We start from the raw sequence: 12,564 nt of genomic DNA on the forward strand, positions 1-12,564 counted from the left end.
CCAACGTGCGCCCGGAACCGTCATCAATATCAGGCGCCGTGCTACCTGAGCCGATTGTCATAGGCGCTATTGAGTGCCAACCGGATGCTGAACATTCCGTTCGTCAGGTGCGAATCGCCCGGCTGTTTCGGCAGCAATGCCAACATTCCCTTTATGACATAAAGCATGATCAGCGCCCCGGACAGGTCGCCCACAAACATCATGACGAAGCTTTCGACAAAATTGTGCGTATCCCCTTGCAGCGCAAACCAGATGTGATGCAACAAGGGATTCGCAATCGAATAAGCGACGGCTAATATCAGAAGCCGCTTCGGTGTGAGATTCGTCAACGAAGCACGCAGGTGATAGCGCTCCAGCGCAAGCCGGTAAACCAGGTACGGCGCCAGTGAACCAAAAATCGCTCCCGCAATAGCGCGCACCGGGTCATGGGGAAACCAATAGAGAAAGTCCATCAGCAGACCGCCGACGAGCAAGCCAATGAATCCGTCGACTCCCACGAGCAATGTGCTCAACAGGCGGATGCCCGATGGAAGATAAATCCAGTTGACGCCGCGGACAAACGACGTATCCGCGAAAACCAGCTGATTGACCCATAGCGACACCACAAACGCTATCACGGTACCGGTTATAGACAAGAAATGTAACCGTAAGCTGGACATCCGGTAAACTGCTCTCTCATGGTTATGATCGAGTGGATCATAACGCGCTCGCGTGTCGCTACGCGAGCCCCTTTCAACAGCGCGCAAGCAATGACACGTCCCGCTGATATCTATTTGCGATTTCTGCAACTGGCCGAAGCGCTGCGGGGTTTGCCGGCGCTGCCCGGTCTGGACCCGCTCGAAGAACGGATTCTCGAATTCGTGGCACGCGCGGCGCAAACCCAAGACCGACTGTCGGTGCGGGACATGATGGCGCAAAGCCAGCTTGGCTCGCCCGCCACGCTTCACGCGCGCATCACATCGATGCGCGACAAGGGATGGTTGCAGCTCACCGATACCGAAGACGCGCGCCGCAAGCAGATCGAGCTTACGCCCGCGGCCTTGCGCCATTTCGACAAGCTCGCCGAGGCATTCGCCAAAGCCGCGAAAGGTTCGTGAATGCGAAGGCGCACGGCGCTGTCAACCTGGCGGAAACGATTCGGCCGTTGTCAAGGCGGCGAGCAGCGCATCGACGGCGTTGCGTTGGTACACGCGCTCGAGCTCGGCGAGTTGCTGCTTGCTGTTCACGCCGAGCGTCTCCCACTCCGCATCGGGCTGCGCGGTGACGACCGGATGACCCGCCGCGATCGCCGCTTCCACGACGTCGGTGAGGTAGTACTCGCCCTGTGCGTTATCGCTGCCGAGTGCGGCGAGCCAGCCCGCCAGCGGCGCGGTGGGCGTCACGACGATGCCGGTGTTGATCTCGTCGATGAGCCGCTCGTCGTCTCTCGCGTCCTTCTGCTCGACGATGCGCAGCACCTGGCCGGTCGCGCCGCGCACGATGCGCCCATAACCGGTCGGATCGTCGAGCGTCACGGTGAGGATCCCGTAGCCCGTCTTGTGTCCGCTTTGTCCATTTTGCCCAACGTTGGCCGCGGCGTCGATGAGGCGCTCGAGCGTGGACGCGCGCGTGAGCGGCACGTCGCCGTAGAGCACGAGCGTGGGCTGATTCGCATCGAGCAACGGCAGCGCCTGCGCGAGCGCGTGGCCCGTGCCGAGCTGCTGCGCCTGCACGGCGAACTGCACATCGGGTGCGGCGACGGCGGCGCGCACGGCTTCGCCGCCATGGCCGATCACGACCACGAGGCGCGTGGGCGCGAGGCTTCGGGCGGTGTCGATGACGTGCGAGAGCAGCGGCCGGCCGGCGAGCGGATGGAGCACTTTCGGCAGATCGGAGTGCATGCGTTTGCCCATGCCTGCCGCGAGGATCACGATATTCACGAGTATGCCTATAGGAGTGGATGAGTGGAACTACGCCATCACTGACAAGACGTTCCTGGCGTCTGGCCACCGGTATTGCCCGCGAGTTGACGAATCTCTTCCGCGAGCTTTGGCGTTGGTGTGTCGTACTTATAGCAATAAGGCGGAGCTGACACCTTCTCCGGCAGGTAGCTCACCAACACGGGCCTCGCGTCGCCAAGATAGAGATTGTCTCTGACCGAAAGGTAGGCACGATAGTCGCGCCCTGCCCCATAAAGTTGGGCTGTCCGCTCGAAATTCTTTTGGTCCGATCCCCCGTTCGGCAATGCGCTTCTCGACGGTGCGTCGGCGATGTATTTGCAGTAGTTGGCGTTCACGCCTTCCACCGTGGGGAAGAATTTCGGCTCCACACAATCTCGCTTCGACACGTTGCTGAATATATTGCCTTCCACCAACGCCCGTGCCTGGAGACTGAAGCTCATGCCATAAAAATCCCAGTTCTCGAGCAGATTGTTGAAAATATGAAACGTGCCGAACTGCGCGCGCGGATTTCGCTGTACGGTATTCAGGAAATAGCAATGGTGGACCGTTACGCGCGCTACCTTGTCACGATCGTAGTTAGCGAATAAATCCTTCGACGTGATGTTGTTCAACAGCATCACTTTGTCGTCGTCGTGGAACTTGACCCATGACACCGTCACGTCCGTCGAGCCGTTTTTTACGTTGAGCAGGCGATCGGCGAACCGCGAAAGATCGAGATGATCGATCCAGACATTGCTCGAATAGTTGGCCACATTGATCGCTTGCGAAAACGTCCGCAACCGCCCGTCGATGGTCAGATGCGTGACAATCACGTTGCTGCTGCGGTAAATGCCCAGACCATAGTCAAGCAGCGTGACGCGGTGCCCCCGGCCATCGATCGTCACGTTGCCGGGCACATGCAGTTGCGACAGCAACGTGATGGTCATGTCCGATGCAAAGCGGATCCACCGCGGGCCGTCGACGTTTGCGAGCGCATCCCGCAGCGTGCCCGGTCCCGCGTCCGCCGACGACGTCACGGTCACCACCGCTCCGCCCAGGCCGCCCGTTGCCGCGCGCCCGTAGCCCTCGCGCTGCGCAAGCAGGCTGGAGACGAACGGACACTCGGCACTTGCAACCGTGCACGCGCTCGCGGGATCGGCGAACGCCCCGCGCGATGCCGCGGCCAGTGCAAGGCAAACAAGCAGCCACAACCACAAGCCCCGCACGAAGTTGCCAACTTTGATCGTCATGAACGTTACCTCTATTGGAGCGCCGAATTACTCGACCGTTACCGACTTCGCCAGATTGCGCGGCTTGTCGATATCGGCACCGCGTGCGCACGCCGTGTGATACGCGAGCAGCTGGAGCGGCACCGTGTAGAGGACCGGCGAGAGCGGCCCATAGTGCGCCGGCAGGCGGATCACATGGATGCCTTCTTCGCTTTCGATCTGCGTGTCCTTATCCGCCAGAACAAAAAGCTCACCACCGCGCGCGCGCACTTCCTGGATATTCGATTTCATCTTCTCCTGCATGTCGTCGTCCGGCACGATCGCAATCACAGGCATCGTTTCGGTCACGAGCGCGAGCGGCCCATGCTTGAGTTCTCCGGCGGGATAGGCCTCGGCGTGGATATAGGAAATCTCCTTGAGCTTGAGCGCGCCTTCCAGTGCAATCGGATATTGCAGTCCGCGCCCGAGGAACAACGCATTCTCCCGGGTGGCGAGCCGCGCCGACCACGCAACGATCTGCGGTTCGAGCGCGAGCGTCGACGTCAGCATCTGCGGGAGCCCGTTCAACTGCTGCAGATACCGCGACTCGTGCAACGCCGACACATGACCGCGCTGGCGCCCGAGCGTCACCGCCAGCATGAAGAGCGCCACCAGTTGCGCGGTAAATGCCTTCGTGGACGCCACACCCACCTCTTGCCCCGCCTGGGTCAGAAAGCGCGTGCCGCAAAGCTGCACCATTGCGCTCGACGCGACGTTGCAGACCGTGAGGGTACGCGTCTGTCCGAGCGACTGCGTGTACTTGAGCGCGGCCAGCGTGTCGGCCGTCTCGCCCGATTGCGAGATCGTCACGACGAGCGTGCGCGAGCTCGTCATCGGCTCGCGATAGCGATACTCGCTTGCGATCTCGACGTCGGTTTTGATCTTCGCGATCGATTCGAGCCAGTACTTCGCGACCAGTCCCGCATAGTAGCTCGTGCCGCACGCGAGGATCTGCACGCTTTCGATGCCGTCGAACGTCGCGGCCGCGGCATCGCCGAACAGCTCAGGCACGAAGGCTTCGACACCGTTTGTCGTGGCCGCCACCACGCCGGGTTGCTCGAAGATTTCCTTCTGCATATAGTGCTGATAGCTTCCCAGCTCCACCGCCGAGTTCGCGATGCGCACCTGCTGCGGCTGACGATCGACCGGCTCGCCGTTGCGCGCCACAATGCGAATCGTGTCGCGCGTCAACTCGCATACGTCACCCTCGTCGAGAAACAGGAAATGTTCGGCCTGGTCCGTGAGCGCAAGCGCGTCGGAGGCAAGAAAATTGCCCTCCGCTCCGGCGCCGATGATCAACGGCGATCCCTCGCGTGCGCCGACGATAATATGCGGCGCGTCTTCATGAACCACCGCGATCGCATAGGCGCCGCGCAGACGTTGAACGGCCTCGCGCACCGCGGCGAACAGATCCCCGTCGTAGAGACTGTGAATCAAATGGGCGATCACTTCCGTATCGGTTTGCGACACGAACGCGTAACCCGCATCGGAGAGTTCCTCGCGCAGCGATTCATAGTTTTCGATGATGCCGTTGTGGACCACCGCAAGCGCATCGCAGGAAAACATCGGATGCGCATTGCGGATTTCAGGCGCTCCGTGCGTCGCCCAGCGCGTATGTGCGATGCCGCTCGTGCTTTCGAGGCGCGCGCGGCGCAGACTCGAATCGAGATGTGACACGCGCTCAATGCTGCGCATCCGCTCGAGACCGCGCTTCGAATTCACGGCCACGCCGCACGAATCGTAACCGCGATACTCAAGACGCCGGAGACCCTCAACCAGCACCGGAACAATATTCTCCCGTGCAACCGCACCAACAATCCCGCACATGACTTTTTTCCCCTTCCCATATTGGGGCGTGGCTTCACGCCCATGCTTGTGTGTTATCGCCTGACGCGACGTGCCGGTTCAAACGGTGGCCTTCTCTCCGGCAACGAATGCGAGGTACCAGGGAAGCGCTTCCGTCATGCCCTTCTGGAGATCGAAGAGCCCGGAGAAGCCCAGATCCCGCACCGCATTCGATACGTCGGCTTGCGAGTGGCGCACGTCGCCAGCGCGGAATGGTTGGTATGCCGGCCGCTTCTCGTAGTGAATCCCGTGCGTGGCGAGCCCTGCCTGGATGATCGAGAAAAGGTCATTGAGCGTGGTGCGGCCGCCCACCGCGACGTTGTATACCTTGCTCGCGGCGAGTTCTCCGAGCAGCGCAGCGCGCAGGTTGGCCTGCACGACATTACCCACGTAGCAGAAGTCGCGGCTCGTTTCGCCATCTCCGTTGATCTGAACGTCGTCCCCTGCCAGCATCGCGGCGATCCATTTCGGAATCACCGCGGCGTAAGCGCCGTCCGGGTCTTGCCGCGGGCCAAACGCGTTGAAGTAGCGCAGGCCGATCGAATGAAAACCGTAGGTCCGCGAATAGACGCTCGCATAGAGCTCGTTGACGAGTTTCGTCACGGCATACGGCGAAAGTGGATTGCCGATGCGCTCCTCGCGCTTCGGGAGGTTGGGCTCGTCGCCATAGGTCGAGCTGGACGCGGCATAGACGAAGCGTCGTACGCTGGCTACGCGCGAAGCGTCGAGCATCGCGAGAAAACCAGACACGTTTACGTCGTTCGTCGTGCCCGGGTCCTTCACGGAACGCGGAACCGAGCCAAGCGCCGCCTGATGCAGGACGTAGTCCACGCCGGCGACCGCCTTCGCGCAGGCCTGCGGGTCCCGGATGTCCGCCTCATGGAATTCGAAGCGGCTCCAGGCCGCCTCGCCAACCCGCTCCCGCACTTCCAGGAGGTTGCGCCGGTGGCCGGTGGCGAAATTATCCAGGCCGCGGACTTCCTGACCGAGCAACAACAAAGTCTCCACGAGGTTGGAACCGATAAACCCTGCGGCCCCGGTGACGAGCCAGCGAAACCGGTTTTCCTGCAGAAAGGTCCGCAGCCCGGTTTGCGTTTCGTCCTGCAGCCACGACGGCAGGTGGGTATTCAAAGTCGTTGCGTTCCGATTCATTAGTGCATCTCCACGTTTTGTTCAATACTCAAGTAAGCGAATCCGTTGCAGTGGACGACACAACGTGCCGCCACAGTCCGCCGCTCAGGCGCAGGCTTTCCGGCCGCCCGGCGATATGGGTGCGCAAGTGCGCCAGCCACGCGCGCTGCCATCTCACGACGTAGTCTTCAAGCGTCTCGTCCTCGAGTGGTTCGGGCAGCCGCTCGAGCGTGTGGGTAATGCGGCCCTGCTCCCATTTCGGCGCGTAGAAAAGCGAAGGAAGGCCGAGGCGATAGCACGCGCGTGCAGCGAAGCTCGACCACGTGATCTCCTGGCCTTCGAACGGCACGCGCGCGGCCGCCGGGTTGAGCGCGCCGTCCACGGCAAGGCATACGGCGTGCCCCTCCTGAAGCGCCTTGAGGCTGGCCTTCACCACCTGGACCTCGGTCCTGTCGCTTGTCGAGATCAGCGAGCGCGCGTAGTGGCTGCGGCTGATGCCCGGCGTCGAGGCAATCCAGCGCGACGGAATGTCGAGCAGATCAAGCGCCATCAGTCCGCCATACATCGGCCCCACGTGGGCCGTGGCGACCACGAAGCCCCGTCCGCTCTCGCGCAGCGGGGCAAAGAACTGCTCGGCCTCGTCAAGGTCCGCGAGCAACTCCATGGCTTCTTCCGCGCGGTCTTCGCGGCATTCGAGCCAGTCGAGCAGCAGATGGTCGACAAGATAGCCCCATTGCGCCGCGCGCTCCCATGCTTCGCGTGTCATCGGCTCCCGTGCCTGCTGGTCGCCTCGCAACGCCCACGCCCAGTCGAGACGCGCGCGCGGCACCGTCACCGTGGCTGCCTGCGCGTCGATCCGCGCGAGCGCCTGCTCGAACGTGGCAGGCACGCTGGCCGAACGGCGGCTGATGAACGCGTCGAACAAATTCGCCGCTTCCTCCGTGCGGCCCGCCTGGGTCAGCGCACCCGCCGCCGCGCGCTGCCAGCGCGCGTGCTCCGGATTCGCGTGGGCCAGATGCAAAAACTGCTCAGCCGATTGCGCATGATTGCCGGAATGGCGCAATGCCCGCGCGTACATCGCGCGTACGTGTTCGAGCTCTGGCGCGAGCGTGGCGCTCTTCTCCAGAAACGACACCGACTGCGCAAAGCGCCCGGCGCGCAATAGCGTTTCGCCATAGAGCGAGTTGAGCCGCAGATCGTCCGGCGCAATCTGGACGCCCACCGCGAGGTGCTCGAGCGCCGCGACCAGACGATCGTCGTGCGTCCCGCGCGCGAGGTGCGCCTGGGCGAGTTGCGAACGCAGCGCCGCGCTATCGTGACCGGCGCGTAACGCGTTGCGCCCGACGGAGATGGCCGCGCCGGTCCTGCCATTGCTGAGCAGCGCCCGCACCGCGACGCTCGCGACCCGGTGATTGGGCGCCTCGATCTTGGCGGCGATGTTTGCCGCGCCCGCATGATCGCCTCCGCGTAGCAGCGCGGTCATCCAGACATGCGCGTCGTCAGGGGCCTGCGTGGCGGCGCCGATCGACTCGCGCGCCAGCTGGGCGGCCGCAGCGGTCTCACCTGCCAGTGTGCGCAACTGGATACGGGTCGCCAATAGCGACGCATCGCCGGGCGCAACGCGTGCGGCTTCGTCGACATGAGCGATTGCCTCGCCCCATCGCTTGAGCCGCGCGAGCACACTCGCATAGCTGCGCCGATCGTCGGCGCTCTCCGGATACGCACGCACCAGCAAGTCGAGCACGCGCGCCGCGTCGACCAGGGCGCCAGCCTTCACGAGCGGAGCGACCCCGAGGCGCCGCAAATCGGCGCGCCCCTGCGCCTCGCGAATCCGCTGAGGGTCGAGACTGTCGATCGCGGCCATGAGGCCTCTCGAGCGGATCAGCGCGATCGCCTTCAGAACGCCGGCATTGGCGTCGAGCTCACCGCCGCCGCGCTCGATCTCCTCGAGCAGCGCGAGGCCGGTTTCCCATGCTTCAGCGCGGATCGCACGCTTCGCGGCGTCGAGCGGCGAGACGGCGCGCGCACTTGCGCCGCGTTCGGCCCGTGGCTCAGCCATGGTGGAACTCCCGGTACAACGCCGCGGCCATACGCACGGCGAACGCGAAGACGAACCCCACCGCCAGCGCCTCGATCAGCAACACGCGCGTGTTGGGGCTTCCAGGACGCGCCTCCGGCACCGGGCGCGCGATCACGCTGAGGTAGCGTTGCAGGCGCAGGGTGTCGATGAACGCCTGCTGGTAGTTCTGCCGCGCCGAGCTGAGATTCTGGTCCGCGAAGGTCTGCGCATTCAGTAGCGCCTGATAGGACTTCAGACGGCTTGCCTCGGTATTGCCGCGCCCGCTCATGCGCGCGCGCACTTCATCGAGTTGCTTCTGCAGCGCACTCACCTGCATCTGCGCGGGCTGCAGCATCGGATGCTCAGGATTGCTCAGCGCCCGAACCTTGTCGAGATTGATCTTCGCCGTGTTGAGCTCGGCCTCCAATTGCGCCGAGAGGTTCAGCAGCATGCTGGCTTCCGCCTGTGGATCGATATTGCCGTTGCGCACCCGCCAGTCGGTGAGCGCGCCACGTGCATCGATTGCCTCTTTCTCCGCGCGCGCCACGGCCTCCTTGCTGACCTTTAGCGTATCGGCAATGCCTTCCTGGTCCATCTTGTTGACGAACTGCTGGGCCAGTTCGATCAACCCATTCGAGATCGCGCGCGCGTCGGCCGGCGAGAAGGCGCTCACGCGCAATACATCGATCTGCTCGATCATGTTGTACGAGACATCGACCGCGTCGAGATAGGCGCGATAAAGTTCGTCCTCGCCGGCATCAGGTGAGAGCCGGTTGAGCGGATCGATGCCCGTGTAGGCAAGGTACTTGCGCAGTCCGATCTTGCTATCGAGCTGGCGCATGCAATCGCGCGAGCGGATGAAGTCGGCGACGGCCCAACCGTCCACGAATCCCCCCACCGCGCTACCGCCGTTACCGCTCGAGAGCAGGCTCCCCGATGCGCCCTGCACGGACGACGGCACCGCGCTCGATCGCACCGAGAAGCGCGCTTCGGCACCAAAGCGCGGCGCCGCGAACGCAAGCGCGTAGATCGCCGCCAGCACCACGGGGACGAATACGAGGCCGAGCGTGACGAGGCGCTGGCGGCGGCGCCCGCGCAACGCCTGCTCGCGCACCTTCGCGCGCTGCGAGATCGGTAAATCCGCGCTAGACACCGAACTGGTCGGCAGCGCCGACGTCGACGACATTGGCTTCGCCTGACTCGCCAGACTCGCTGCGAGATCTCCGGGGCGGGAAGCGGCGGATGCATTCTCCGAGGTCATCGTCGATCCGAAGGCCGTATTGCTCATAGACCAAACCCTTGGTGCAGTAATCCATCATTTGCTGATGACGGTAAGTTGATAGAAGTAGCGTGCGTCCCACCAGCCGCTCTTCGAACAGCGCGAGCCACAGGTTCGTGAAGCGGCAGTCCTCGAACGGAATCGCCCCTTCGACGATGTACACGTCGAAATCCGGTGCGAGCGCGAGCGCGAAGGAGAATTCCTGGCGTACGTAGAGCGGCCAGTGCTCCATCGGCCGCGGCAGATATTCGGGGCTCGTCAGCAGGTCCGACACGAGCTCGACGCAAGGTGTGGACGCCATGCCGTAAAGCGCGCACACGAACTCGATCATGCGCAGTCCCGTCGCCTTGCCGCGCACGAAGCCTTGCCGCCCGAGCGGCCACGAAACGAGGCCCCTGCGATCGACGAACCCATCTCGCGGCGGCCGCAGGCCCGCGATGACGTCGACAATGGCCCGATGAAACTCCGGCTTGCGCGAGAGCAGCGCATAGCGTCCGCGCGGAATCCACAGGTCGACATCCTGAAGCAGGATTTGCTGCGTCCCGAAGATGCGCGGAGCGTCCGTGACGTCGTTCAGATAGATCATGACTCGCTCACATCGGTTGCACGCGGGTCCGCGCGATCCGCTCCATGGCCACGCCAAGCACAGCCAGCAAGACCAGCGCGGTGACGAAATACGTGACGCTCGCGTCGTGCGACGAGTAACTGTCGAAGTACGACGACCTGAGCAGCTGCATGCCATGCGCGAATGGCGACCACAAAACGTACTTCCGATATTGCTCCGGAAACTGCTCGGAGACGAAGAAGACCGACGAGAACAGCTCCAGACCACGCTCGATCACCGGCGCAAATCGCAAGAAGAAGTGCCACGTGCTGGCGATGCATCCAAAGATCAAGCCGATTGCAACGCCCGCAGCGCCCATCAACACGACATAGGCGATCGCCCCCGACCAGCGCACAGGCAGCGTGATGAGGCCGATTCCGTGGCCGACGCCGATGAGAATGGCGTACACGCTGAGGTAAATTCCGATGAACAGGCATCCCTGCACGACCGCCACGGAGAGCGGCTTGACGGGCTCCAGGTTGATGAGCCAGCGGGCCGCAACGTAGCTCGTGCTGGTGCGAAACACGGTCTGCCGGAACATGATCCAGGTGGTCGCGCCCAGCAACGAAAAGGTGGGCACGTCCATGCCGAGCACGTAGTGCGTGCCCATCAGGAAGTAGAGCGAAGAAATCAGGCTCAGCAGCACCGCGGGGCCGACCACGGACCACAACAGGGCAATGCGGCTCTCGTTCTGCAGGATGTGCAGCTGAATCCGCAGCAGCGGCGCAATGCTCGCCAGCCGCGACTGCAGCGTGCCGGGCCGGGCGCAATGCTGCCGGGCATGAATACCGGCGAGCCGCTCGCGCAGCAGCGCGACTTCGCGCGCCTCCTGCGGCTGCAACGCGACCTCGAAGGCGACATCCTCGGACGAGGCGCGACGCCGCGCCTCGCGTACCTCTTGCTGTTTGCGCTGCTGCGCGCGCCGATCGAACCCGTCGCACAGGCGTGCGTTATCGGCGTCGAGCGTGGCCGGCGCGTAGCCTGCCATCAGCACGTCGACACCCGCACGGATATCGGCTTCGAGCAGACGCACGACCGTGCGCAGCTGACGCCGGCGAAACTCCGCGCGCTCGGGCGGCGCGCCATCGCGCGCGAGTTCCGCGTCTAGCTCACTCTCGAGCGCATCGTAGATGCGGCGCCGCCCGGCCACGCTTTCGCGCGGCGCGCTGGCGAGCGCATCGAGCACGCCGCTCAGCACGTTGCGCACGTTGTCCGAAGCTGTCCAGCCGGAGCGCGTGCCGTGCAAACCCGTCGCCGCGTCCGAAGCAACGCTGGCAACGGCAATCGCGTTGGCGGCCTCGCCGTCGGCATGCCGTGCCGTCCGGCGTTCGCGCCAGTTCTTGATCCGATCCTGATTGCTCATGCCCGACCTTCACTGCGCCATGCTGGACACGGAGCGCGCGGTGCCAAGCGTTGCACTGAAGGCCGAAAGGACCTTCTGAATCTGCGTGAACGGCGCATCGGAGATATAGATCGCGTCGCCGTCGTGCACCGAGAATTTACCGGCGAGCACCATCTGCTCGGGCTTCGTGAAGTCGAACTGATAGATGAGCGGCCGGGCGTCGGCAGCAGCCGCAACGGCATCGGGGCGAATACGCAGCAAGAAGACCGCCTTCGGATTGGCGAGCGCATCGCTCAGGCCGCGCGAATCGCCAAGCGCGTCGAGCACGGTGTAATTGCGCTTGCTGAGCTTGACTGTGGATTGCGCGCCCGCGGCGCCCAACACGATCAGATTTTCTACGACGTTGTGCACGACGACCGAGTCGCCGGCGTGCAACGCGATGTCCTCCGCGCTATTTCGATAGACGTCGGACAGGCGCACCGACGCGCTCTCGCCGTGCCGTCGTACCGTGATCGCGAGCTGCTCCGGATTCGTCGGGTTCGGCGCGGCCTGACTGAGCAGGCCGCTCAGGCGCCGGGCGCCAGGCGCGATCGGATAGACGCCGGGCTTGCCAAGATCACCCTCGATGGTCACGGTCTGCCCGCGCCGCTCTGTCCGGCGCACACTGACATCGAGCCCCACCGTCACGCGGCTCAATCGCCGCTCGATCGCATCGCGCAACCCGGCTGGCGTCAGGCCTTGTGCGCGCACGCGGCCGACCTGTGGAACGTAGATCGTGCCGGCCTCGTCGATGACCATCTCGCCCATGTCGGTCATGCCGCCCGTACCGTTGGCAAAGACGCCCACGCCGTCGCGCCCCCACAGCGAGATATCGACGCCGTCACCCGGAGCCAGCTTTTCATCATCGATCGGCTGTGCCTGCAGAAAATCGGCCGGAAAACTGGCGCTGCCCGCAACGCGCGAGGCAAGCGCGAGCGCCGGGGTGACACTGATCAGCTCGATGTCGTTGCGATCGCGCGACGCCTGCACTTCGCTCAGCAGCGGGCCGCTACGCGGGACCACACAGCCCTGCAAAACGCAACAGAGGCTAACAGCCACGCTCATGATCAGGCGTTCA

10 protein-coding genes and 1 pseudogene are annotated in these 12,564 nt (G+C 63.8%); 1 reads left to right on the plus strand and 10 read right to left on the minus strand.

Going from position 1 to position 12,564, the window contains the following annotated elements; genetic code table 11:
* Nucleotides 1-41 precede the first annotated feature (41 nt).
* Nucleotides 42-659 carry a hypothetical protein gene (locus E1956_RS19685; RefSeq protein ID WP_134752127.1) on the minus strand — a complete coding sequence of 206 codons (618 nt, stop codon included), beginning with the start codon at nucleotides 657-659 and terminating at the stop codon, nucleotides 42-44.
* Nucleotides 660-749: 90 nt separating this feature from the next.
* Here E1956_RS19685 and E1956_RS19690 point away from each other — a divergent pair, with 90 nt between their 5' ends.
* On the plus strand, nucleotides 750-1,097 hold the full coding sequence (locus E1956_RS19690) for a MarR family transcriptional regulator (RefSeq protein ID WP_134752129.1): 348 nt from the start codon (nucleotides 750-752) through the stop codon (nucleotides 1,095-1,097).
* A 60-nt stretch (nucleotides 1,098-1,157) separates the two neighbouring features.
* Here E1956_RS19690 and E1956_RS19695 read toward each other — a convergent pair.
* The 9 genes and pseudogenes from E1956_RS19695 to E1956_RS19735 all read right to left on the minus strand — a co-directional run.
* Nucleotides 1,158-1,919, minus strand: a pseudogene (locus E1956_RS19695) (NTP transferase domain-containing protein); the annotation flags it as partial.
* 38 nt (nucleotides 1,920-1,957) lie between these two features.
* Nucleotides 1,958-3,169 carry a pectate lyase family protein gene (locus E1956_RS19700; RefSeq protein WP_134752131.1) on the minus strand — a complete coding sequence of 404 codons (1,212 nt, stop codon included), beginning with the start codon at nucleotides 3,167-3,169 and terminating at the stop codon, nucleotides 1,958-1,960.
* A 27-nt stretch (nucleotides 3,170-3,196) separates the two neighbouring features.
* Entirely contained in the window at nucleotides 3,197-5,014 is a 1,818-nt protein-coding gene (glmS, locus tag E1956_RS19705; protein ID WP_134752133.1) for a glutamine--fructose-6-phosphate transaminase (isomerizing), read from the minus strand.
* Nucleotides 5,015-5,092: 78 nt separating this feature from the next.
* The gene (locus E1956_RS19710; RefSeq protein ID WP_134752136.1) at nucleotides 5,093-6,184 is read right to left on the minus strand and encodes an SDR family oxidoreductase; all 1,092 of its coding nucleotides are present in this window, start codon (nucleotides 6,182-6,184) and stop codon (nucleotides 5,093-5,095) included.
* Nucleotides 6,185-6,212: 28 nt separating this feature from the next.
* A complete protein-coding gene (locus E1956_RS19715) occupies nucleotides 6,213-8,222 on the minus strand; it encodes a tetratricopeptide repeat protein (protein ID WP_134752138.1) in 2,010 nt (669 codons plus the stop codon).
* On the minus strand, nucleotides 8,215-9,408 hold the full coding sequence (locus E1956_RS19720) for a KpsE/RkpR family capsule polysaccharide export protein (RefSeq protein ID WP_232071740.1): 1,194 nt from the start codon (nucleotides 9,406-9,408) through the stop codon (nucleotides 8,215-8,217). Before E1956_RS19720 ends, E1956_RS19715 begins: the two co-directional genes overlap by 8 nt.
* Complete coding sequence (locus E1956_RS19725) at nucleotides 9,368-10,087, minus strand: P-loop NTPase family protein (protein ID WP_134752140.1); 720 nt, start codon at nucleotides 10,085-10,087, stop codon at nucleotides 9,368-9,370. The genes E1956_RS19720 and E1956_RS19725 overlap by 41 nt, the downstream gene beginning before the upstream one ends.
* Nucleotides 10,088-10,094: 7 nt before the next feature.
* Nucleotides 10,095-11,468: an ABC transporter permease gene (locus E1956_RS19730; RefSeq protein WP_134752142.1), complete on the minus strand. Its 1,374-nt coding sequence runs from the start codon at nucleotides 11,466-11,468 to the stop codon at nucleotides 10,095-10,097.
* Between the two features lie 9 nt (nucleotides 11,469-11,477).
* A complete protein-coding gene (locus E1956_RS19735) occupies nucleotides 11,478-12,509 on the minus strand; it encodes a polysaccharide biosynthesis/export family protein (protein WP_167760075.1) in 1,032 nt (343 codons plus the stop codon).
* Nucleotides 12,510-12,564: the final 55 nt, after the last annotated feature.

It is taken from the genome of Paraburkholderia pallida, from assembly GCF_004524855.1.
GTDB lineage: Bacteria > Pseudomonadota > Gammaproteobacteria > Burkholderiales > Burkholderiaceae > Paraburkholderia > Paraburkholderia oxyphila.